The sequence below is a fragment of the Agromyces albus genome, assembly GCF_030815405.1.
Lineage (GTDB): Bacteria > Actinomycetota > Actinomycetes > Actinomycetales > Microbacteriaceae > Agromyces > Agromyces albus_A.
The window spans coordinates 2,486,755-2,510,008 of the sequence record NZ_JAUSWX010000001.1; the positions used below are offsets into that span (position 1 = coordinate 2,486,755).

The 23,254-nt window shown below is 66.9% G+C and carries 13 protein-coding genes, 3 rRNA genes and 1 pseudogene; 10 read left to right on the plus strand and 7 right to left on the minus strand.

Annotation, left to right across the window (positions count from 1 at the left end; all coding sequences use genetic code 11):
* Nucleotides 1–41: 41 nt before the first annotated feature.
* The 6 genes from QFZ29_RS11675 to QFZ29_RS11700 all read right to left on the minus strand — a co-directional run bounded on the left by QFZ29_RS11675 (nt 42) and on the right by QFZ29_RS11700 (nt 9,792).
* The gene (locus QFZ29_RS11675; RefSeq protein ID WP_306894270.1) at nt 42–1,937 is read right to left on the minus strand and encodes a thioredoxin domain-containing protein; all 1,896 of its coding nucleotides are present in this window, start codon (nt 1,935–1,937) and stop codon (nt 42–44) included.
* A gap of 94 nt (nt 1,938–2,031) precedes the next feature.
* Nucleotides 2,032–2,148 (minus strand): 5S ribosomal RNA (gene rrf, locus QFZ29_RS11680).
* A 228-nt stretch (nt 2,149–2,376) separates the two neighbouring features.
* Nucleotides 2,377–5,480 (minus strand): 23S ribosomal RNA (locus QFZ29_RS11685).
* Nucleotides 5,481–5,945: 465 nt separating this feature from the next.
* Nucleotides 5,946–7,472, minus strand: a 16S ribosomal RNA gene (locus QFZ29_RS11690).
* Together the 16S, 23S and 5S rRNA genes form the textbook arrangement of a ribosomal RNA operon.
* 569 nt (nt 7,473–8,041) lie before the next feature.
* The gene (locus QFZ29_RS11695) at nt 8,042–8,878 is read right to left on the minus strand and encodes an aldo/keto reductase (protein WP_306894271.1); all 837 of its coding nucleotides are present in this window, start codon (nt 8,876–8,878) and stop codon (nt 8,042–8,044) included.
* Between the two features lie 101 nt (nt 8,879–8,979).
* Nucleotides 8,980–9,792: a CPBP family intramembrane glutamic endopeptidase gene (locus tag QFZ29_RS11700; protein ID WP_306894272.1), complete on the minus strand. Its 813-nt coding sequence runs from the start codon at nt 9,790–9,792 to the stop codon at nt 8,980–8,982.
* On the opposite strand from QFZ29_RS11700, the gene hrpA reads away from it, so the two are divergent.
* From hrpA to QFZ29_RS11745, 9 genes and pseudogenes are all read left to right on the plus strand, one after another.
* A complete protein-coding gene (gene hrpA / locus QFZ29_RS11705) occupies nt 9,791–13,837 on the plus strand; it encodes an ATP-dependent RNA helicase HrpA (protein ID WP_373426271.1) in 4,047 nt (1,348 codons plus the stop codon). The two genes, QFZ29_RS11700 and hrpA, sit on opposite strands and share 2 nt — an antisense overlap.
* A 108-nt stretch (nt 13,838–13,945) precedes the next feature.
* A pseudogene (locus tag QFZ29_RS11710) lies at nt 13,946–15,155 on the plus strand (MFS transporter).
* 13 nt (nt 15,156–15,168) lie between these two features.
* The gene (locus QFZ29_RS11715; protein ID WP_306894274.1) at nt 15,169–16,005 is read left to right on the plus strand and encodes an aldo/keto reductase; all 837 of its coding nucleotides are present in this window, start codon (nt 15,169–15,171) and stop codon (nt 16,003–16,005) included.
* 161 nt (nt 16,006–16,166) lie between these two features.
* Nucleotides 16,167–17,084, plus strand: a complete 918-nt coding sequence (locus QFZ29_RS11720) for a DUF4349 domain-containing protein (RefSeq protein WP_306894275.1) — start codon at nt 16,167–16,169, stop codon at nt 17,082–17,084.
* A 9-nt stretch (nt 17,085–17,093) separates the two neighbouring features.
* Complete coding sequence (locus QFZ29_RS11725; protein WP_306894276.1) at nt 17,094–18,257, plus strand: acyl-CoA dehydrogenase family protein; 1,164 nt, start codon at nt 17,094–17,096, stop codon at nt 18,255–18,257.
* 73 nt (nt 18,258–18,330) lie between these two features.
* Nucleotides 18,331–18,507 carry a hypothetical protein gene (locus QFZ29_RS11730; protein ID WP_306894277.1) on the plus strand — a complete coding sequence of 59 codons (177 nt, stop codon included), beginning with the start codon at nt 18,331–18,333 and terminating at the stop codon, nt 18,505–18,507.
* A gap of 7 nt (nt 18,508–18,514) precedes the next feature.
* Nucleotides 18,515–19,399, plus strand: coding sequence for a metal-dependent hydrolase (locus QFZ29_RS11735; RefSeq protein WP_306894278.1), 885 nt, complete (start codon nt 18,515–18,517; stop codon nt 19,397–19,399).
* A 44-nt stretch (nt 19,400–19,443) separates the two neighbouring features.
* Nucleotides 19,444–19,938 (plus strand): cation:proton antiporter regulatory subunit, encoded by a 495-nt coding sequence (locus QFZ29_RS11740; RefSeq protein WP_306894279.1) that lies wholly within the window; start codon nt 19,444–19,446, stop codon nt 19,936–19,938.
* A gap of 10 nt (nt 19,939–19,948) precedes the next feature.
* Complete coding sequence (locus QFZ29_RS11745) at nt 19,949–21,130, plus strand: cation:proton antiporter (protein WP_306894280.1); 1,182 nt, start codon at nt 19,949–19,951, stop codon at nt 21,128–21,130.
* A gap of 50 nt (nt 21,131–21,180) precedes the next feature.
* Here QFZ29_RS11745 and QFZ29_RS11750 read toward each other — a convergent pair whose 3' ends face one another.
* Nucleotides 21,181–22,302 (minus strand): LLM class flavin-dependent oxidoreductase, encoded by a 1,122-nt coding sequence (locus tag QFZ29_RS11750; RefSeq protein WP_306894281.1) that lies wholly within the window; start codon nt 22,300–22,302, stop codon nt 21,181–21,183.
* A gap of 230 nt (nt 22,303–22,532) precedes the next feature.
* Here QFZ29_RS11750 and QFZ29_RS11755 point away from each other — a divergent pair, with 230 nt between their 5' ends.
* Nucleotides 22,533–23,195, plus strand: coding sequence for an NADPH-dependent F420 reductase (locus tag QFZ29_RS11755; protein WP_306894282.1), 663 nt, complete (start codon nt 22,533–22,535; stop codon nt 23,193–23,195).
* The last annotated feature ends 59 nt before the right edge of the window (nt 23,196–23,254 follow it).

Consider the following 23,254-nt stretch of genomic DNA (forward strand, 5'->3'; position numbering starts at 1 on the left):
ATCGTAGGGAGCACGAGGGGAGACACGCCGCCCGGCGAAGCTCACGGTGTCGACGCCAGCGATTCGAGCGCGTCAGGGTCACTCACCGGCATCGCGCAGACGAAGGCGTGACAGCGATAGGCGGCCGGCGCACCGCCCTGCGTGGTGCGGCCCTCGAACAGCTCGAAGCCGGCATCGCCGAAGGCGCGCGCCTGCGACTCGGTGACGATGGTCGAGACGGATGCCTCGTGCCGCCGCGTCGCCGCGACGAGCGCCGCCCCTGGCTCGCCATCCTCGTCCGACGGGTCGGGCACGACGGTGACGAGTTGCACGATCGGAACCGCGAGTCGGGCCATGAGCCCGAGCGCTCCGCCGAAGGCGATGGGCCGCGAGAGCGCGATTCCGGCTACAGCCCGCATCGCCGCTTCAGCGACGTCGCGATAGCGATCGCCGGCACCGAGCAGGTAGAGCTTCCACGCGGCGTCCGCGCACGCGGTGACTCCCGATGGAGTGACGCCTTCCGCCGGGTCGGCGGGCATCGTGAGGCCGCGCGCGGCGAGCACGGGATCGGCGCCTCCAGGGGCGGCGAATGGAACGCTCCCGGGATTCGGCGCATGATCGGCTGCCGCGATGGCGTCGTCGAGCAGCTCCCGGCCCCTGACGGCGAAGGCGACCTCGCCGGTCGCCACCGCGAGCTCCAGCAGGCCGTTCACGAGCATCCCGGTGTCTTCGAGGGTCGCCGCCGCGGCCGAGGCGACCCCGCCGAGCGACGCTCGCACGAGACGACCCCCGGTCTGCACGTGATGCTCGAGCAGGAAGTCGGCCGCGCGCCGTGCCGCGTCGAGGGCCACGGCGTCGTCGAACACGAACGCGGTCCGCGCGAGAGATTCGATCGCGAGGCCGTTCCAGCCCGTGAGCACCTTCTCGTCGAGCGCCGGCGGATCGAGTCCTACGCGCCCCGCGGCGTCCCGCTGGTAGTACCCGCCCTCGCTTCGCACGCCGTCGATCGTGCTCTCCGAGTCCTGCGCGCTCGCGAATGCCCCGCCGGGGAGCTGCATGCGCCCCGTCAGGAAGGCGACGAGCCCTCGCGCGAGCGAGGCAGCCCACTGCGCCTCGGGATCCCGCTGCGCGATCCGTGCGGCGACGCCGAGCAACTGGGCATTGTCGGTGAGCATCCGCTCGTAGTGCGGCTCGCTCCAGTCCGCGCGGGTTGCGTAACGGAAGAACCCGCCTTCGACGGCGTCGCGCAGTGGCGACGCTCCCATGAGCTTCAGCGTGCGTGCGGCGAGCTCGCGCGCTCGGGTTCCGGCGTCGACGAGGAAACCGAGAACCGGCGCGACCGGGAACTTCGGCGCGCTCCCGAATCCGCCATGGACCCGGTCCTCATCGGCTCCCAGGGACTCGACCGCATCCTGAAGTTGCTCGGTCGAGGGGAGCTCTCCTTCGGTTTCGGCTCCGGATGCCGCGGCCAGCGCATCGGCGACGGCGGCAGCCGTCTCGTCGAGCTGCTCGCGGCGCTCGCGCCAGGCTTCGTCGACGGCGGCGAGCACCTGGGAGAACGACGGGATGCCGCGGATCGGCTGCGGCGGAAAGTACGTGCCGGCATAGAACGTGCGTCCCTCTGGGGTGGCGAAGATGGTGAGCGGCCAGCCGAGCTCCCGAGTGAACGCGGAGGCGGCGGCGAGGTAGCTCGAGTCCACCTCGGGATGCTCCTCGCGGTCGACCTTGATCGCGACGAACCGGTCGTTCAGCATTCGGGCGACGACGTCGTCGCTGAAGCTCTCGCGCGCCATGACATGGCACCAATGGCACGTCGCGTAGCCGATGGACACGAGCATGGGAACGTCGCGTTCGCGGGCGGCAGCGAATGCGGCTTCACCCCACGGATACCAGTCCACAGGATTCGAGGCGTGGGCCCGCAGGTACGGACTCATGGCATCGGCGAGACGGTTCCCCATCTGTTCAGCGTACGTGGGGTACGCGGCAGCAGGGGAAGGAACGCTTAAAACCAAAGAGGGCCGCCCAACCTTGGGCGGCCCTCTTCGAAATAATGTCCGGCGGTGTCCTACTCTCCCACAGGGTCGCCCCTGCAGTACCATCGGCGCTGCGAGTCTTAGCTTCCGGGTTCGGAATGTGTCCGGGCGTTTCCCTCGCGCTATGGCCGCCGAAACTCTAGCCACACCCGCTGCCACGTGGTGGTGGGGTGTGTGGTCTCGGTGACCCGCCCGACACCGGGAACGACCGGGGTCGTTGCCTGGTGTGGGCAGGGTGGTGCTGTGTTGAATTATGTTGTGGTCTGTTTCCGTCTGAAGGGAACCACAGAGTGGACGCGAGCAATCTAGAGGGCCACTCACACGGCCTTTACATGAAATGTGTTCAAACGTTGTGAGTGTAGTGATTGTCAAGTTATCGGCTTATTAGTACCGGTCAGCTCCGACAGTCTTTAGTCCTGTCTTCCACATCCGGCCTATCAACCCAGTCGTCTGGCTGGGAGCCTCTCCCCCGAAGGGATGGAAATCTCATCTCGAGGCCGGCTTCCCGCTTAGATGCTTTCAGCGGTTATCCATCCCGAACGTAGCTAACCAGCGGTGCTCCTGGCGGAACAACTGGCACACCAGAGGTTCGTCCAACCCGGTCCTCTCGTACTAGGGTCAGATCCTCTCAAATTTCCTACGCGCGCAGCGGATAGGGACCGAACTGTCTCACGACGTTCTAAACCCAGCTCGCGTACCGCTTTAATGGGCGAACAGCCCAACCCTTGGGACCTACTCCAGCCCCAGGATGCGACGAGCCGACATCGAGGTGCCAAACCATGCCGTCGATATGGACTCTTGGGCAAGATCAGCCTGTTATCCCCGAGGTACCTTTTATCCGTTGAGCGACAGCGCTTCCACAAGCCACTGCCGGATCACTAGTCCCGACTTTCGTCCCTGCTCGACCTGTCAGTCTCACAGTCAAGCTCCCTTGTGCACTTACACTCGCCACCTGATTGCCAACCAGGTTGAGGGAACCTTTGGGCGCCTCCGTTACTCTTTGGGAGGCAACCGCCCCAGTTAAACTACCCACCAGGCACTGTCCCTGAACCGGATCACGGTTCGAAGTTAGATATCCAGAGTGACCAGAGTGGTATTTCAACAATGACTCCACCGACACTAGCGTGCCAGCTTCACAGTCTCCCACCTATCCTACACAAGCCACACCGAACACCAATACCAAGCTGTAGTAAAGGTCACGGGGTCTTTCCGTCCTGCTGCGCGTAACGAGCATCTTTACTCGTAATGCAATTTCGCCGAGTTCGCGGTTGAGACAGCTGGGAAGTCGTTACGCCATTCGTGCAGGTCGGAACTTACCCGACAAGGAATTTCGCTACCTTAGGATGGTTATAGTTACCACCGCCGTTTACTGGGGCTTAAATTCTCAGCTTCGCCTTGCGGCTAACCGGTCCTCTTAACCTTCCAGCACCGGGCAGGCGTCAGTCCGTATACATCGTCTTGCGACTTAGCACGGACCTGTGTTTTTAGTAAACAGTCGCTTCCCACTGGTCTCTGCGGCCCTACAGCGCTCCCGGAGCAAGTCCGATCACGCCTTAGGCCCCCCTTCTCCCGAAGTTACGGGGGCATTTTGCCGAGTTCCTTAACCACGATTCTCTCGATCTCCTTGGTATTCTCTACCTGACCACCTGAGTCGGTTTGGGGTACGGGCGGCTAGAACCTCGCGTCGATGCTTTTCTCGGCAGCATAGGATCACCAACTTTTTATCCGCATCGTGTCTCAGCCTTGATGAACCGCGGATTTGCCTACGGTTCGGCCTACGCACTTGCCCCGGGACTACCATCGCCCGGGATCGGCTACCTTCCTGCGTCACACCTGTTAATACGCTCACTCCACCAGATGGGGTCGCATGCCGCCCCGCGATCGTCCCCGAAGGGATCCACGCGGCTTGGGATGCTTAGCACTCCTGATTTCATGTGGGCGGTTCTTCGCCGGTACGGGAATATCAACCCGTTGTCCATCGACTACGCCTGTCGGCCTCGCCTTAGGTCCCGACTTACCCAGGGCAGATTAGCTTGACCCTGGAACCCTTGGTCTTCCGGAGGACGGGTTTCTCACCCGTCTTTCGCTACTCATGCCTGCATTCTCACTCGTGTGGCCTCCACGGCTGGTTCACACCGCCGCTTCGCTGGCCACACGACGCTCTCCTACCCATCAACACGGCTGGACCACGAAGGCCTACCACAAATGTCAATGCCACAACTTCGGTGGCGTGCTTGAGCCCCGTTACATTGTCGGCGCGGAATCACTTGACCAGTGAGCTATTACGCACTCTTTCAAGGGTGGCTGCTTCTAAGCCAACCTCCTGGTTGTCTGTGCAACTCCACATCCTTTCCCACTTAGCACGCGCTTAGGGACCTTAGTTGGTGGTCTGGGTTGTTTCCCTCTCGACGATGAAGCTTATCCCCCACCGTCTCACTGCTGCGCTCTCACTTACCGGCATTCGGAGTTTGGCTGACGTCAGTAACCTTTTAGGGCCCATCGGCCATCCAGTAGCTCTACCTCCAGCAAGAAACACGCAACGCTGCACCTAAATGCATTTCGGAGAGAACCAGCTATCACGAAGTTTGATTGGCCTTTCACCCCTATCCACAGCTCATCCCCTCCATTTTCAACTGAAGTGGGTTCGGTCCTCCACGACGTCTTACCGTCGCTTCAACCTGGCCATGGATAGATCACTTCGCTTCGGGTCTAGGACATGCGACTGAATCGCCCTATTCAGACTCGCTTTCGCTACGGCTGCCCCACACGGGTTAACCTCGCCACATATCACTAACTCGCAGGCTCATTCTTCAAAAGGCACGCTGTCACCCCAACAAGGAGGCTCCAACGGTTTGTAAGCAAACGGTTTCAGGTACTATTTCACTCCCCTCCCGGGGTACTTTTCACCTTTCCCTCACGGTACTTGTCCGCTATCGGTCATCTGGGAGTATTTAGGCTTATCAGGTGGTCCTGACAGATTCACACGGGATTTCTCGGGCCCCGTGCTACTTGGGATACCTCTCCGGCCGGCCAGGCATTTCGACTACGGGACTCACACCCACTCCGGTTGGCCTTTCAATGCCATTCGTCTATACCTGACGCGTCACCGTGAATGCGCGGCAGCACATTCCGAAAGGTCCCACAACCCCGACCATGCAACCCCTGCCGGGTATCACACATGGCTCGGTTTAGCCTCATCCGCGTTCGCTCGCCACTACTTACGGAATCACGGTTGTTTTCTCTTCCTGTGGGTACTGAGATGTTTCACTTCCCCACGTTCCCTCTACCCGCCCTATATATTCAGGCGGGAGTCACCAGGTCACCCAAAGGGCCTGGCGGGGTTTCCCCATTCGGAAATCCTCGGATCACAGCTCGTTTATCAGCTCCCCGAGGCTTATCGCAGATTACGACGTCCTTCTTCGGCTCCAGATGCCAAGGCATCCACCGTTTGCTCTTAAAAACTTGAAATCACATGAGATCGAATCGTGCAACACCACCCCGAAAGGCGATGCTGCGAAATTGACCAGTGAAACACCAAACAGAGCACCCCGAAAGGCACCCGATTGGCGATTCACCTTTTGTGAAACAGGACCAAAGTCCCGTTTCTAAGATGCTCGCGTCCACTATGTAGTTCTCAACAGACGGCCAGAACCCCCACACCCACACGGCCAAAAAGCCGGTCTCGATGAAGGCCTGTAAGAAACCATCACCCCCCACCCCGAAAGGCAAGAAGTCGTCCGGTCCCTCAGGACCCAACAGCGTGCACGTGCCGGCCTCCACCGACCAGAACCTTCCAACCCCCGAAGAGGCGTACTAGCTCCAGCCGGAATCAACCGGCACCTATGTCAATGTTCCACCCATGAGCCACCAGCAGGGAACGAACGCCCCTGATCTGGCATGCCTGGACAACCAAAGTTGCCAGATGCTCCTTAGAAAGGAGGTGATCCAGCCGCACCTTCCGGTACGGCTACCTTGTTACGACTTAGTCCTAATCACCGATCCCACCTTCGACAGCTCCCTCCCACAAGGGGTTAGGCCACCGGCTTCGGGTGTTACCGACTTTCATGACTTGACGGGCGGTGTGTACAAGGCCCGGGAACGTATTCACCGCAGCGTTGCTGATCTGCGATTACTAGCGACTCCGACTTCATGAGGTCGAGTTGCAGACCTCAATCCGAACTGAGACCGGCTTTTTGGGATTCGCTCCGCCTTACGACATCGCAACCCTTTGTACCGGCCATTGTAGCATGCGTGAAGCCCAAGACATAAGGGGCATGATGATTTGACGTCATCCCCACCTTCCTCCGAGTTGACCCCGGCAGTCTCATATGAGTTCCCACCATTACGTGCTGGCAACATACGACGAGGGTTGCGCTCGTTGCGGGACTTAACCCAACATCTCACGACACGAGCTGACGACAACCATGCACCACCTGTAACCGAGTGTCCAAAGAGTTCCACATTTCTGCGGCGTTCTCGGTTATGTCAAGCCTTGGTAAGGTTCTTCGCGTTGCATCGAATTAATCCGCATGCTCCGCCGCTTGTGCGGGCCCCCGTCAATTCCTTTGAGTTTTAGCCTTGCGGCCGTACTCCCCAGGCGGGGCGCTTAATGCGTTAGCTACGACACGGAAACCGTGGAAAGGTCCCCACATCTAGCGCCCAACGTTTACGGCGTGGACTACCAGGGTATCTAATCCTGTTCGCTCCCCACGCTTTCGCTCCTCAGCGTCAGTTACGGCCCAGAGATCTGCCTTCGCCATCGGTGTTCCTCCTGATATCTGCGCATTCCACCGCTACACCAGGAATTCCAATCTCCCCTACCGCACTCCAGTCTGCCCGTACCCACTGCAGGCCCGAGGTTGAGCCTCGGGATTTCACAGCAGACGTGACAAACCGCCTACGAGCTCTTTACGCCCAATAATTCCGGACAACGCTCGCACCCTACGTATTACCGCGGCTGCTGGCACGTAGTTAGCCGGTGCTTTTTCTGCAGGTACCGTCAAGCCGAAGCCCTTCTTCCCTACTAAAAGAGGTTTACAACCCGAAGGCCGTCATCCCTCACGCGGCGTTGCTGCATCAGGCTTGCGCCCATTGTGCAATATTCCCCACTGCTGCCTCCCGTAGGAGTCTGGGCCGTGTCTCAGTCCCAGTGTGGCCGGTCACCCTCTCAGGCCGGCTACCCGTCGACGCCTTGGTGAGCCATTACCTCACCAACAAGCTGATAGGCCGCGAGTCCATCCCAGACCGAAAAACTTTCCACCCAAAACCATGCGGTTCCAGGTCCTATCCGGTATTAGCTCCGATTTCTCGGGGTTATCCCAGAGTCCAGGGCAGGTTACTCACGTGTTACTCACCCGTTCGCCACTAATCCAAGGAGCAAGCTCCCCTTCATCGTTCGACTTGCATGTGTTAAGCACGCCGCCAGCGTTCGTCCTGAGCCAGGATCAAACTCTCCAAAGAAAACTGTTTGACCTGACCAAAGAACTGTCAATCACTGACAATCCATCAATCTCAAAGAAATCCCAAACACTCCCAAAAAGAGAATGCCCGAGGTTATTTGGCATTGAACATAGTGCACGCTGTTGAGTTCTCAAGAAACGGACGCACCCGAGTTTCAGTCTTTCGACCTGCCCTCCGGGCAACCTCTCTACTGTATCACTTCCGCAACCTGTTCCCAAACCGATCGGCCGGAGCTTCAGGCTGTGTTCACAGCTGGAATACGGGCAGGAAAGCCTGCATTCACAGTGGAAGTAAGTAGTCATCCTAGGCGCTCAGACAGCGTCCTACAAGGTTCTGATCTGAGCGATTGGATGGTCCCACGTGAGGCCGGCGAGCTCTTCCGCTCTGCCGCACCTTTGGGGTGACGAGTGATTACTTTACGCACGCCCCCGGCCCTCTGGCAAAACGGGCTTGCAGTCCGGGCGTGTCGCCCGGAATCCCGCCGATCCTGCGCGAACGACCACCCGAGGATGGCCGCGAGAGGCCTCCTGGGAACCACGCAACCAGACGGCCTTTCCGCTGGCACGCGCTCAGTTCACGTGTTCAGGATGCGAGCTCACCCGGCCCTCGCGCTCGAGGGCCGTGATGGCCTCCATCTCGGCGTCGTCGAGCGTGAAGTCGAACACGTCGAAGTTCTCCGCCATGCGCTCACGCCGGTTCGACTTCGGGAAGACGATGAAGCCGCGCTGGAGGTGCCACCGGATCACGACCTGGGCAGGCGATCGCCCATGGGCCGCAGCGGCATCCGTCACCTCCTGGTGCTCGAGCAACGGGTACTTGCCCTGGCCGAGCGGTCCCCAGGCCTCGATCGCGATGCCATTCTCCTCGGCGAACTCGACGGTGGCGGGCTGCTGGTGCGCCGGATGCAGCTCGATCTGGTCGACCGCAGGCACCGTGCCGGTCTCGGCGAGCAGTCGTTCGAGGTGTGGAACGAGGAAGTTCGAGACGCCGATCGAGCGCACCCGGCCCGATGCCCTGAGCTCCTCGAACGCGCGCCACGTCTCGACATAGCGGTCGCGCGCCGGCGTCGGCCAGTGGATCAGGTAGAGGTCGACGTACTCGAGGCCGAGTCGCTCGAGGCTCGCGTCGAACGCATCGAACACCGATTGCGTGCCCTGATCGTCGTTCCACAGCTTCGTCGTGATGAAGAGCTGCTCGCGCGGGATCCCCGATTCGGCGATCGCCTTGCCGACCCCCGCTTCGTTGCCGTAGATGCGTGCGGTGTCGATGTGGCGGTAGCCGATCTCGAGCGCATCGGTCACGATGCGCTCGGTCTCGTCGGGATCGACCTTGAATACCCCGAAACCGAGCTGCGGGATCGAGTGGCCGTCGTTGAGCTGGATGCGAGGTACCGAGGCATGGGTCATGGAGTCATCCCATCACGGGAGCCTGCGCCACCGACAGGTCGGTTCGCTCCTCGCGAATCGTGACGCTGCGCCCGTTCGACACCGATGCGTGCCCGCCGATCTCAGCGGACGAACGCCTCCTCGGGCAGGAACGTGAGGACGAGGGCGGGTGCGCTCGTCATGAGGTTCACGAGGAAATGGGCGACGATGATCGGCATCAGGCGGCGCTGCCACAACACGATGAGTCCGGAGCCGACGCCCCAGACGAGATAGGCGACGAGGTACACGGGCACCGCGCCGGGAGTCGCGGCGTAGAAGACGTGCTGCACGGCGAAGACGATCGCCGGTACGAGCACCGCCACCGCGGCCGGCCAGCGACGCACCAGTCCGCCTTGCGAGTACCCCCGATAGACGAGTTCCTCGGCGGGCGCATTGAGGGGGGCGAACGTGAGGACGGAGACGATCGCGAGCGCCGCGATCAGCGCTCGGGGGAGCGTCGGCGTCGCCGCCTCGTCGTAGAAGACCGTGTCGAACCGCTCGAAGGCCGCGCCGCCGTGAAGGGCGAACATCATGCCCATGATCGTGAGCGCGAACGGGAGCGAGAGCGCCGAGAGCCACAGCAGCCCCCACGCGACGTCGACGCCGAGCCGGCGCCACGAGAAATCGATGAGGTCGCGCGCCCGGAGCCCAGCCCGGTGCAGCGCGCGCCGGACGAGCACGAGCGAGACCACGTTGACCGGCAGCATGATCGCCGCACCGAAGAGCAGCGACGGCGGGAAGGACGAGCGCTCCCCCGCTGCGAGGAGCAGCAGCGACGTGATGACGGCCGCGAGCGCGACGAGTGCGACACGGAGGAGCGGCAGGCCGAGGAGGACCGTGACCGCCGGAGCGCGAGGCGTCGTCGCCTCGGCGGGTGCTGCGACATCCGTCGACATGAACGAGTTCTACCACGCCGGGTCGCATCGCCGCGCTCACCGCATACGATGGAGGGCTGTGCTTCCCACGATCACCTATCCCCCAGAGCTGCCGGTCTCCGGCCAGCGAGAGGAGATCGCGCGCGCCCTGCGCGACCACCAGGTCGTGATCGTGGCCGGAGCGACGGGGTCGGGAAAGACGACGCAGCTGCCGAAGATCTGCCTCGAGCTCGGCCGCGAGTCGATCGCGCACACGCAGCCGCGCCGCATCGCTGCTCGCACGATCGCCGAGCGCATCACCGACGAGCTCGGCACCGAGCTCGGCGGCCTCGTCGGCTACCAGGTGCGGTTCACCGATCGGGTGAGCGAGTCGACGCGCATCAAGGTGATGACCGACGGGATCCTGCTCAACGAGATCCACCGCGACCGCGAGCTCCGCCGCTACGACACGATCATCATCGACGAGGCCCACGAGCGCAGCCTCAACATCGACTTCCTCCTCGGCTACCTGAAGCGCCTGCTGCCCCGGCGGCCCGACCTCAAGGTCATCGTCACGAGCGCGACGATCGACCCCGAGAGCTTCGCGAAGCACTTCGCGGATGCTGCGGGCAACCCGGCTCCCGTCATCAAGGTGTCGGGTCGCACCTATCCGGTCGAGATCCGCTACCGTCCGCTCGTCGCCGAGACGGGTGCCGGCGATGCCGACGACGACGAGGGCGCCGCGGCCGAGGACAAGGACGTGCAGCGCGGCATCCTCGAGGCTCTCGACGAGCTCGAGCGCGAGTCATCCGGCGACGTGCTCGTCTTCCTCTCGGGTGAGAGCGAGATCCGCGACGCCGAGGCCGCAGTGCGGGCACACTACAACCGCGCGGGCGGCCGATCGGGCGAGACCGAGGTGCTGCCGCTCTACGGGCGACTCTCCTCCGCCGACCAGCACCGGGTGTTCGAGCCGTCGAAGATCGCCGGGCTGCGGCGGCGCGTGGTGCTGGCGACGAACGTGGCCGAGACGAGCCTGACCGTGCCCGGCATCCGCTACGTCGTCGATGCCGGAACGGCTCGCATCAGCCGGTACTCGGTGCGCTCGAAGGTGCAGCGACTGCCGATCGAGGCGATCTCGCAGGCCTCGGGGAGCCAGCGCTCGGGCCGGTCGGGTCGCACGAGCGACGGCATCGCGATCCGCCTCTACTCCGAAGAGGATTTCGAGCGGCGGCCCGAGTTCACCGATCCCGAGGTGCTGCGCACGAACCTCGCCGCGGTCATCCTGCAGATGGCCTCGCTCGGGCTCGGCGCGATCGAGGACTTCCCGTTCCTCACGCCACCCGACTCGCGCGGCATCCGCGACGGCCTCGACCTCCTGAAGGAGCTCGGCGCACTCGACGAGACGGCGACGGGCGACGGGCCGCAGCTCACCCGCATCGGCCGGCAGCTCGCTCGCCTGCCGATCGAGCCGCGGTTCGCGCGCATGGTGCTCGAGTCGAAGGCGCAGGGGGTCAGCCGCGAGGTGCTCGCGATCGTCGCTGGGCTCACGATCCAGGACCCCCGGGAGCGGCCGCTCGACAAGCGTGAGCAGGCCGACGGCTTCCACGCCCGGTTCGTCGACCCTACGAGCGACTTCCTCACGCTGCTGAATCTCTGGAATCACCTCGAGGAGCAGCAGCGCGAGCTCTCTGGCAGTGCGTTCCGTCGCATGTGCAAGTCCGAGTTCCTGAACTACCTGCGCGTGCGCGAGTGGCAGGACCTCTACCGCCAGCTCGTGCGGCTCGCGAAGCCGCTCGGGTTGCACCTCGGCGATCCGAAGGTGAATCCCGACGGCATCCATCGCGCGCTCCTCGCCGGCCTGCTCTCGCACATCGGGCTTCGCGACGACTCCCGAACGGGCAGCGGCCGCGGCGGCGCAGGCTCGACCCGAGAACAGCAGCAGCGCGGCCGGCGCCCGGCTGCCGAGTTCCTCGGCGCCCGGAACGCGCGCTTCATGCTGTTCCCCGGGTCCGCCCTCGCGAAGAAGCCGCCGGCCGCCGTGATGAGCGCCGAGCTCGTCGAGACGAGCCGGCTCTTCGCCCGTACGAACGCGGCGATCGACCCTGCCTGGGCGGAGCAGCTCGCCGGGCCCCTCGCCAAGCGCAGCTTCAGCGAGCCGCGCTGGGAGCGACGGCAGGGCGCAGCGGTCGCCGATGAGAAGGTCACGCTCTTCGGTGTGCCGATCGTCGCGAAGCGGCGCCTGCAGCTCTCCCGCGTCGACCCCGAGCTCGCCCGCGAGCTCTTCATCCGTCACGCGCTCGTCGAGGAGGACTGGGACACGAACAGCCTCGACAAGCGGCTCTTCGCGTTCCTGCGCACGAACCGCGAGCTCCGCCGAGAGCTCGGCGAGGTCGAGGAGCGCACCCGGCGGCGCGACATCCTCGCCGGCGACGAAGCCGTCGTCTCGTTCTACGAGTCGAGGGTGCCGGCGGATGTCGCCGACACGCGGTCGTTCGAACGCTGGTGGCGCGGCGAGCATCGCGACCGGCCCGACCTGCTCACGATGTCGGCGGCCGACGTGCTCGGCGAGGACGCGCCCACCGACGACCGCGCCGGATTCCCCGACCGCTGGCGGCAGGGCGACCAGACGCTCTCGCTGCGCTACCGCTTCGAACCCGGTGCCGAGGACGACGGCGTCACCGTGCTCGTGCCCCTCGTGCTGCTCGCGCGCCTCGAGCCGATCGGGTTCGACTGGCAGGTGCCGGGCCTGCGCGACGAGCTCATCACGGCGATGCTGCGCACGTTGCCGAAGGTGCTGCGCCGTCAGGTCGTGCCCGCGGCGGAGTGGGCGAACAGGATCTCGGCCGAGCTGCCCGACGGCCCCGAATCGGGCACCGCCCGCGAGCCGTTCGCCGCCGTGATCGCGCAGGCGATCCGCCGGCTCACCTTCGCCCCGGTCGATCCATCGGACTTCGACCTCGATCGGGTGCCGACGCACCTGCGCATCTCGTTCCGCGCCGTCGACGAGCGCGGTCGTGCTCTCGGCAGCTCGAAAGACCTGCGGGAGCTGCAGGAGCGACTCGCCGGGCAGACGCGCGCCGCCGTCGCGAAGGCGGTCGGCGCCGCGGCGCCGGCGCCCAAGGGCGAGCCCGTCGCCGCGGCCGGGCGAGCGCCCGGGGCACGTGCGGTCGGCGCCGGCGATGCCGGCTCCGGTGCCGACGACGGGCGTGCAGCCGCGGGCTTCGAGCGCGCGGGCATCACGTCGTGGGAGTGGGACGAGCTTCCGGCGCACCTCGACACCCGGCAGGCCGGCAACGTCATCCGCGCCTACCCGGCGCTCGTCGACGCGGGCTCATCGGTGGCGCTGCGCCTCGTCGCGACCGTCGAGGAACGCGATCGGGCGTCGCGCCGCGGCATCCGTCGCCTGCTCGTGCTGGCCACGCCGTCGCCCGTCGCCTATGTACAGGAGCATCTTTCGAACGAGGAGAAGCTGTCGCTCGCCGCAAGCCCGTATGCCAGCACCCGCGCACTGCTCGACGACTGCCTCGCGGCGTGCGTCGAAGCCGAACTGCGCAGCCGTCACGCCGACGGGCTGCTGCGCACGCGAGCCGAGTTCGACGCCGTGCGCGATGCCGTCGCCGCGACCATCATGGAGCGGATGTTCGAGACGGTGGCGCTCGTGGCGCGCATCCTCACAGCGTCGCGCGACGCCGACCGCGCGATCTCGCGAGCGGCGAGCATCCAGCTGATGTCGGCACTCGGCGATGCCCGACAGCAGCTCGGCGGGCTCATCACGCCCGGCTTCGTCTCGGCCACGGGCCTCGAGCGTCTGCGGCATCTGCCACGCTACCTCGAGGCGATCGCCGTGCGCGTGCGCAAGCTCGTCGAGAACCCCGGTCGCGACCGCCAGGCGATGAACCAACTCGATGGGCCGCTCGCGACCTTCGAAGCCGCCGGCGGCACGATGCCGATCGACCCTGAGGCGCCCGAGCATCTCGTGCGCGCGCGCTGGATGATCGAGGAGCTGCGGGTGGGACTCTTCGCTCAAGAGCTCCGCACGGCCGAGACGGTGTCGCCGCAGCGCATCGCCAAGGTGCTCGCGAGCTGACTGCTCGCCGCTCGGGCGCCGCGCGGCCGTCGGGGCGCAGCACGGGCGGCCCACCTCGGGTGAAACCCGCGTACTGCGCGGCATCCGCGTCGATAGAGTGGTCGGACTGTGGGAAGCTACTCCGAACTGCTCAAGACCTCGGGCGTTGCACGCATCATCGCCGCCCAGCTCGCGGCACGGTTCCCCTCGGGCATGCTCTCACTTGCATTCCTCCTGCATGTCGAGCAGCAGACCGGCTCCTACGGGGCTGCCGGCCTCGTGCTCGCGGCGACCTCGATCGGCCAGGCCATCGCCGGCCCGCTCACGAGCCGCCTCATGGGCCAACTCGGCATGCGACCGGTACTCGTCACCACGCTGCTCGTGTGCGTCGCGGCCGTGGTCGCCATCGCGGTGCTGCCGCTCACGGTGCCCCTCTACATGGCGATCGGATTCGCGGCAGGGCTCTCGACCCCTCCGGTGCAGCCGGCCGTGCGCACGATCTACCCGAAGATGGTGAACTCCCGGCAACTCACGCCGCTGTTCTCACTCGACGCCTCGGCGCAGGAGATCATCTGGGTCGTCGGGCCGGTCGTGACCACGTTCGTCTCGACGCAGATCGGCACCGAGTGGGGAATCCTCCTCGCCGCGGCGATCATGATCGGGGGCGGCACCTGGTTCATCGCCTCGCCCGAACTCGGGCGGGTGCGCATCCCGCGCTCGAAGCGCCGCCTCGGCGTCGTGCTCACGCGACCGCCGGTCCTGCTCGCGACGGTCGTCGGCTTCCTCCTCATCGGCGCGGCCGCGGCAATCGAGGCCGGCGTCGTGGCCGTCTTCGGGCACGACGGCGCGAACGCGGGCATCGTGCTCGGAATCTTCTCGATCGGCAGCCTGGCCGGCGGGCTCTTCCTCGGTCACGTGCCGATCGGGCCCGTGGTCGACCGCCCGGCGCATGTTCATCGTGTTCGCCGGCACCGCGCTCGCCGCGTTCTCGATGGACTTCTGGTGGCTCGCCGTCACCCTCTTCATCGCCGGCATCGGCATCGCCCCGGCGCTCGCCGTGCTCTTCGCGATCGTCTCGGCGAGCGTGAAGTTCTCCGACACCGCCGAGGCCTACGGATGGGTCGGCACCGGCCAGCTCATCGGCGCGGCGCTCGGCTCGGCCCTCGCGGGCTTCCTCATCGACGGCTACGGCCCGGTCGGCGCCTTCTGGGCCGCGGGCGTGCTCGCGTTCGTCGGCGTGCTCGTGCCCGTGCTCGCCCGACGCTGGCATCCCGACCTCCGCGGCCGTGACGCGAGCCCCATCCCCGACACCGAACCGGTGCCCGTCACCCCCAGCTGACCCAGGAGCACGGATGTCGCAGCCTTCCCTTCCCGTCGCGCCGTTGCTGCCGCTCGCCGACGGCAACAGCATCCCTCAGCTCGGATACGGCCTCTACAAGGTGCCGCCGACGGATGCCGCGCGCCTCAGCCTCGACGCGATCGCACTCGGATATCGCCACCTCGACACCGCGGCGTTCTACGGCAATGAGCGCGAGGTCGGCGAGGCGGTGCGCGCCGCGCCCGTGCCGCGCGAGGAGCTCTTCGTGACGAGCAAGGTGTGGAAGGACGACAACGGCTACGACGAGACGCTGCGGGCGTTCGACGACTCGATGGCCCGGCTCGGGCTCGAGTCGCTCGACCTCTACCTGATCCACTGGCCGGTGCCCTCGACCGACCGCTACGTCGAGACGTGGCGTGCGCTCGTCAGCTTGCAGCAGGAGGGGCGCGTGCGGTCGATCGGGGTCGCGAACTTCCATCCTCACCACCTCGAGCGGATCGTCGGCGAGACGGGCGCCGCGCCGGTCGTGAACCAGGTGGAGCTGCATCCGTGGCTGCCGCAATCGCAGCTGCGCGCGTTCGACGCGGCGCACGGCATCTGCACCGAGGCCTGGTCGCCGCTCGCCCGCGGGCGTGTGCTCGGAACGCCGCTGCTCGACGAGCTCGCCGCGAAGCACGGCCGAACCCCGGCGCAGATCGTGCTGCGGTGGCACGTGCAGCTGGGCAACGCGGTGATTCCGAAGGCGTCGTCGGCCACGCGCATCCGCGAGAACCTCGACGTGTTCGGCTTCGCGCTCGACGCCCGCGATCTCGCTGCGATCGCGACGCTCGAGACCGGTGAGCGCACGGGTCGAGACCCCGACGACGACTGATCGGCACACCGCAGGGCGGCCGCGAACGACCACGCTGAACGCACGGCTCAAGTGGAACGTTGGGGCCGTTCGACGACTCACAGCGAAGCGCAATCCGATCGTGACCGGACTCCCAGCGCGGGTCCAGACATCCGATTCCCGCCCGGGAATACAGTGAGCGCATGAGACGACTCGCACCTGTGGCGGCAACGGCCGCGATTCTCGCTGTGCTCCTCGCCGGCTGCTCGTCGGGAGCGGACACGAGCGGTGCTGGAGGTGAACCAGCCGTCGAGGCACCGTCAGGCGAGGTGGCTCCTGCTGCGCCCGAGTCGAACGACGGCGTCGCCACGTCCGAGTTCGACGCCGAGGCGGGTCGCGACAGCATGATCACGACCGGCAACGTGTCGATCACGGTCGACGATCCGGTCGAGTCCGCCGAGGAGGCGGCCGACCTCGTGGAGCAGGCCGGTGGCCGGGTCGACAGTCGCACCGAAACGCCGGGCACCGACACCCAGCCGCCGCACGCCTCGCTCGTGCTCCGTGTGCCATCAGACAAGCTCGAAGCCGTGCTCGACGAGCTGCGCGGGCTCGGCACCGTGAACTCGGTTTCGCAAGAATCGTCGAATGTCGAGCAGCAGCGCAAAGACCTCGACGCACGCATCGACGCGCTCTCGGCGTCGACCGCGCGACTGCGCCAGCTCCTGGCGGAGGCCACGTCGATCGCCGACCTCATCGCAATCGAGTCGGAGCTCACGACGCGCCAGTCCGAGCTCGACAGCCTGACGCAGCAGCGCGACTGGCTCGTCGACCAGGTGGACTACTCGACGATCTCGCTCGAACTCGTGACCGAGGAGGTCGCACCCGATCCCGCGCCCGACGACTTCTGGAGCGGGCTCGTCGCGGGGTGGACCGCCCTGGTCGCCTTCGTCTCCACGCTCGGCATCGCGATCGGCGTGATGCTGCCGTGGCTGCTCGTACTGGCCATCCTGGCGGCGATCGTCATCGGCGTGGTGCTCCTCTCGACTCGCCGTCGACGAGGTTCCCGCGGCCGCCCGGAGGCGCCCGTGCCTCCCTCGGCCGGCGACACCGTCGGGGCGTAGTCTGGCGACGTGAGCGCGACGCCCGAGACCCTGCTGCACGACGACCTGCTCGAGGGCATCCGCGAGCGCGCGGCAGGCTACGACCGTGACAACGCCTTCTTCACCGAAGACCTCGCCGAACTCCGAGCGGCGGGCTATCTCACCGCCCTCGTGCCGGTCGAGCACGGCGGCCTCGGGTGGAGCCTCGCCGACGCGGTGCGCGCGCAGATGCGGCTCGCCGGCGCGGCGCCCGCCACCGCGCTCGCGGTGAACATGCACCTCGTGTGGACGGGGGTCGCGAAGGTGCTCGGCGATCGCGGCGACGACACCCTCGACTTCCTGTTGCGCGAGGCCGGACGGGGCGAGATCTTCGGCTTCGGCATCAGCGAGGCCGGCAACGACCTCATGCTCTTCGGATCTCGCACGACGGCCGAGCCGCAAGCCGAAGGCGGCTATCGGTACTCGGGGCGGAAGATCTTCACCTCCCTCTCGCCCGCATGGACCCGGCTCGGCACGATGGGCCTCGACTCCACCTCAGCAGACGCGCCGAAGATCGTCTACGGGTTCATCGAGCGCGACGAACCCGGTGTACGCGTCCTCGACGACTGGGACACGATGGGCATGCGCGCGAGCCAGAGCCGCACGACCGTGCTCGACGGCGCGTTCGCGGCATCCGATCGCATCGTGCGCCGACTCGACCCCGGTCCGAACGCCGACCCGCTCGTGTTCGGCATCTTCGCGAGCTTCGAGCTGCTGCTCGCCGCGGTCTACGCGGGCATCGGCGCGAGGGCGCTCGACCTCGCGGTCGCCTCGGCTCACCGGCGCACGTCGATGAAACACGACGGCAGGCCGCTCTCGCAGGATCCCGACATCCGCTGGCGCATCGCGGATGCCGCGATCGCCCAGGATGCGATCGAGCCGCAGCTCCTCCAGCTCGCCCGCGACCTCGACGAGCTCGTCGACCACGGCCCCATGTGGTTCGCCAAGCTCGTCGGCGTGAAGGTGCGCGCGACCGAGACGGCGAAGCACGTCGTCGACCAGGCGGTTCGCGCGTCAGGAGGGTCGACGTACTTCGCCGGCTCCGAACTCGGCCGGCTCTACCGCGACGTGCTCGCCGGCGTCTTCCACCCCTCCGACGACGAGTCGGCGCACTCCACCGTGGCGAACGCGTGGCTCGGGCCGCTCGACGGCTGACCCTGCCGGGCTCCGAGGCCGGCCGCTAGACTGGCGGGCGCGGCGAGCGTCGCACCAGCACTTGGAGGTCGTTGTGAACGTCGTCGCATTCTTCATCGCCATGGGGCTCTTCGTCATCGGCATGTGGCTGATGGGAACGGCGCCCGAACTGACCGGCATCCAGGCGATCGCGTTCTTCGCGGGCATCATGTGCGTCACCCTCGCGGTGGCGATTCCGGCGACCATCCTCGGGCGCGGCGACGGCGTCTGACCGCTCGATGACGTTGCCCACGCGCGACACGCGCGTCACCTATCCCGATGGCGCCGTCGAGGCGCGAGCCCGGGTACTGCACGTTGCCGCCGCGGGCGAGGGGCGTCTCGCCGTGATCACCGACGTCACGAGCTTCCACCCGGTCGATGCCGCGTGGCCCGACCAGCCTGCCGACACCGGCGTGATCCGCGCCGGCGGCACGGCCTTCCCCGTGCTCGATGCCGTGGTCGCCGCGAGCGACGGCGCCGAGTTGTTCCTCGGCGCCGACGTCCCGGTGCGCAAGGGCACCGAGGGCTGGGCGTTCGTCGTCGCCCACCTCCTCGACGAGGGCGCCGCCATCGCCGAAGGCGATGAGGTCGACATCGAAGCGGATGCCGCGGTGCGTCGCTCGCTCTCGATCGGGCACACGGCGTGCCACGTCGCCTCGCTCGCCCTCAACCACGCCCTCGCCGGGCGCTGGTCGAAGCCCGCCCGCACCGACGCGCTCGGCGATCCCGACTTCGACGGCATCGCGATCGACACGAGCCGCATCCGGCCCGACGGATCCGTCGACCGCTACCGCCTGAACAAGTCCCTGCGCCGCGCCGGATTCGATGCGGCGGGTCTCGACGGGGCGCTCGACGAGCTCGCGGCATCCGTCGAGGCGACGCTCGCCGAGTGGGCAGAATCCGGCGCAGCCGTATGGGTCGAACGCGACGGGTCAGGCGACGGCCTCACCGACCGCCGCTCGTGGGTGTGCGAGCTTCCCGGCGGCACGGCGCGCATCCCGTGTGGGGGCACGCACGCCGGTTCCCTCGCCGAACTCGGCGAGGTGCGGGTCTCGTTCGAATTCTCCGACGACGGTGGCACTCCGGTGCTCCAGATGCGCACGAGCGCTGTGGCGGATCGCTGAACGCGCTCGGCGTCGCACCCTCCCAACGCTGGTAGTTTGGATCCGTGGGTATTCACATCGAGAAGGTCGATCTGCCCGGGATCGGTGTTCGCCACGATCTCGTCACCGAACGCGGTCGTCGCATCAGCGTGGTCTCGCATCGCGATGGCGAGCGCGACCTCGGGATCTTCGACGTCGACGACCCCGACGCCTGCCGCGACTCCATCCCCCTGAGCGACGATGAGGCCGCGGCCCTCGCCGACGTGCTCGGCGCGTCCGTCATGCTGAGCCGCCTCACGAGCCTGAGCGATGAGACCGCGGGGCTCTACACCGAGCAGATCGCGCTGCCGACCGACTCGCCGTACCTGAATCGCACCCTCGGCGCGACGAAGGCGCGCACGCGAACGCACGCATCGATCGTCGCCATCGTGCGCGACGGCGCCATCATCCCCTCCCCCACGCCGGCAGAGCCGCTGCGCGCGGGCGACGTCATCGTTGGCGTCGGGACCCGTGAAGGACTCGACGGAGTAGCACGACTGCTCTCCAACGGCCCAGGCTGAGGCGGCGGGCATGCACGAGACCACGCTGCTCCTCATCGAAGTCGGCGCGCTGCTCCTCGGCATGAGCATTCTCGGACGAGTCGCCGTGTTCACGGGCATCTCGCCGATCCCGTTCTACCTGGTGCTCGGCCTCGCGTTCGGCAACGGCGGCTTCGTGCCGCTCGCCGCGAGCGAGGAGTTCTTCCAAACGGGTGCCGAGATCGGCGTCATCCTGCTGCTCGTGCTGCTCGGCCTCGAATACACGGCTCCCGAGCTCGTCGGGAGCCTTCGTTCGGTCCGCAGCGCCGGGCTCGTCGATTTCGCCCTGAACGCGCTTCCCGGAGCGGCGTTCGCACTCCTGCTCGGCTGGGGGCCCATTGCCGCGGTCGCCCTGGCGGGCGTGACGTGGGTGTCGTCGTCGGGGGTCGTCGCGAAGCTCCTCCGCGATCTCGGTCGCCTCTCCAACCGTGAGACGCCGGCGATCCTCGCGATACTGGTGATCGAAGACCTCGCGATGGCCTTCTACCTGCCGGTGCTCTCGGCGATCGTCGTGGGGGCCGCTCTCCTCGAGGGAGCGATCACGGTTGCCATCGCCGTCGGCGTCGTGACGCTCATCCTCTACATCGCCCTCCGGCACGGGCACATCGTGTCGCGCGCCTTCCCGGCCGATGAACACGAGCCGCTCCTGCTGGGCGTACTCGGCCTCACCATGCTCGTCGCCGGCATCGCCGCCGAGGTGAACGTCTCGGCGGCGGTCGGGGCGTTCCTCGTCGGCATCGCCCTGTCGGGGCGGGTGGCGACGAACGCGAGCCAGGTGCTGACCCCCTTGCGCGACCTCTTCGCCGCGATCTTCTTCGTCTTCTTCGGGCTCACGACCGACTGGGCCGATCTCATCTCCATGCTCCTGCCCGCCCTCGCCCTCGCGGCCGTCACGATCGTGACCAAGCTCATCACTGGTGCCTACGCCGCCCGCCGAGCGGGCGTCGGCACGCTCGGCCAATGGCGCGCCGGCTTCTCCCTCACCCCGCGCGGAGAGTTCTCGATCGTGATCGCCGGACTCGCGGTCGGCGCCGGCGTCGCGCCCGCACTCGCCCCGCTCGCCGCGGGCTACGTGCTCATCACGATCATCGCGGGCACGTTTCTGGCCCGCATGCCGGATGCGGCGTGGTTCCGTGCCGCGGTCCTGCGACGCCGGGCGCGCGCGACGGCCTGATCGCGGCGCGACCCCGCCGACCCCGACGCCGGAGCGCCGTGGGCCGAGGGCTACTCGGCGGGATGCTCCGCTGCGGCCGCGGCATCCGCTCGATCGCCTCGAGCGACCGCCTCGAGCTCGTCGTCGGCGTCGTCGGCCACCGCGAGGAGCTCGCGCACCCGCGGCACGACCTCGCTCGCATAGCGCTCGATGCTGCCCATCATCGCCTCGTGCGGCAGCGTGCCGTTCGAGTACTTGAGGTCGAAGCGGCTCGCACCGATCGCGCGCATCGCTGCAGCGATCTTCTGGGCCACGGTCTCAGGCGAACCGGCGTAGAGGGCACCGTTCGGCCCCGCCTCGGCCTCGAAGTGCTCGCGTGTCACGGCACCCCAGCCGCGCTCGCGGCCGATGCGATCGATGATGACCTTGTAGTGCGGCCACAGCGTGTCGAGCGCCTCACGATCGGTGTCGGCGATGAAGCCCGGCGAGTGCACGGCGACCGGCTGGAGCGGATGACCGAACTGCTCGAGGGCGCGGCGGTAGAGGTCGGCGAGCGGAGCGAACCGGGCGGGGCTGCCCCCGATGATCGCGAGCACGAGGGGCAATCCGTAGTGCGCCGCGCGCACGACCGACTCGGGGCTGCCGCCGACGCCGATCCACGTGCGCAGCGTGCCGTGCTCCACCGGCGGGTACACGCGCTGCCCGGTGAGCGGCGGACGCAGCTCGCCGGTCCACGTGACGGGCTGCTGGCTCAGCAGCTCGGAGAAGAGGTTGAGCTTCTCCTCGAACAGCTCCTGGTACTGGTTGAGCGCGAAGCCGAAGAGCGGGAACGACTCGGTGAACGAACCGCGCCCGAGGATCACCTCGGCGCGGCCTCTTGAGAGTGCGTCGAGCGTCGCGAACCGCTGGAAGACACGCACCGGATCATCGGAGCTCAGCACCGTGACGGCGGAGCCGAGGTGGATGCGCTCCGTTCGGCCGGCGATCGCGCCGAGCACGACCTCGGGCGCCGAGACCGCGAAATCCTCACGGTGATGCTCGCCGATGCCGAAGAAGTCGAGACCGAGCCGGTCGGCGAGCACGGCCTCCTCGACGACGTTGCGGAGCACCTGCGCGTGTGGCAGGTGCTCCCCGGTGGGGCCCGACGTTACGTCGCCGAACGTGTCGAGACCGAATTCGTAGTGCTGCGGCATCCCCTGCTCCATCTCCGCGTCTCCATACGTACGCATGTTCAAGCGGAACCCCTGCAAGGCAGAGACTATTCCCCGCAGGGCGCGCCGACCACCCTCCGCGCGCCGGTGAGGTGCGACGGATGCCGCGGCGCACCCGCGCGGGAATGCGGTCACCGCGCGGTGCGTTCTTGATGTCAACGCATCGATCCGAGCAGAACGGCATCGATCGGAGCAGACTCGAAGGGAATGGAGTGCTCGACGTGACGGACCGGCCGGTCATCGGCATCATCGGTGCGGGCAAGGTGGGAACCGCGCTCGCACGATTGTTCGTGGCATCCGGGCACCAGGTGCTCATCGCCGGTTCACCCCGCCAGACCGCGCTCGACCTGCTCGTCGGCGTCGTCGCTCCCGGCGCCGTCGTCGCGACGCCGCATGAGCTCGCCGCGCGCGCCGACGTCATCATCGTCTCCGTGCCGTTCGGCAAGGCCGCCTCCGTGCCGTGGCACGAATTCGACGACCGCATCGTCGTCGACGCCATGAACTACTGGCCGCCCGTCGACGGCAACATCGCCGAGGTCGACGACGACCCGCGTTCCACGAGCGAGCTGAACGCCGCCCGCAACCCCCGCGCTCGCGTCGTGAAGTCGTTCAATCACCTCGGCTACCACGAGATGGAGGACGACAGCCTGCCCCCGGGCGCGCCGCTCCGCCGTGCGCTCGCGGTCGTCGGCGACGACGAGGAGGCGCGCGCGGTGATCGCCCGCCTCATCGACGCCATCGGCTTCGACGCCGTCGACGGCGGGCCCCTCGCCAACGGCCGGGCGCTCGAGCCCGGTCACCCCGCCTTCGGTCGGGAGCTCTCGGCGACCGAGCTCATCGGCTTGCTGGCCCCCGCAGCGCATCTCGCGGCCTGACGGCGGCGAGGCCGATCGGGCAGCACGCTTCCCCGCGATGGTGCCGCGGTCGTACGCTG

Coding starts and splice junctions, on each gene's coding strand:
- QFZ29_RS11675 (WP_306894270.1), bottom strand. CDS start 1,937: ATGGGGAACCGTCTCGCCGATGCCATGAGTCCGTACCTGCGGGCCCAC.
- QFZ29_RS11695 (WP_306894271.1), bottom strand. CDS start 8,878: ATGACCCATGCCTCGGTACCTCGCATCCAGCTCAACGACGGCCACTCG.
- hrpA (WP_373426271.1), top strand. CDS start 9,791: ATGAACGAGTTCTACCACGCCGGGTCGCATCGCCGCGCTCACCGCATA.
- QFZ29_RS11700 (WP_306894272.1), bottom strand. CDS start 9,792: ATGTCGACGGATGTCGCAGCACCCGCCGAGGCGACGACGCCTCGCGCT.
- QFZ29_RS11715 (WP_306894274.1), top strand. CDS start 15,169: ATGTCGCAGCCTTCCCTTCCCGTCGCGCCGTTGCTGCCGCTCGCCGAC.
- QFZ29_RS11720 (WP_306894275.1), top strand. CDS start 16,167: ATGAGACGACTCGCACCTGTGGCGGCAACGGCCGCGATTCTCGCTGTG.
- QFZ29_RS11735 (WP_306894278.1), top strand. CDS start 18,515: ATGACGTTGCCCACGCGCGACACGCGCGTCACCTATCCCGATGGCGCC.
- QFZ29_RS11745 (WP_306894280.1), top strand. CDS start 19,949: ATGCACGAGACCACGCTGCTCCTCATCGAAGTCGGCGCGCTGCTCCTC.
- QFZ29_RS11750 (WP_306894281.1), bottom strand. CDS start 22,302: ATGCCGCAGCACTACGAATTCGGTCTCGACACGTTCGGCGACGTAACG.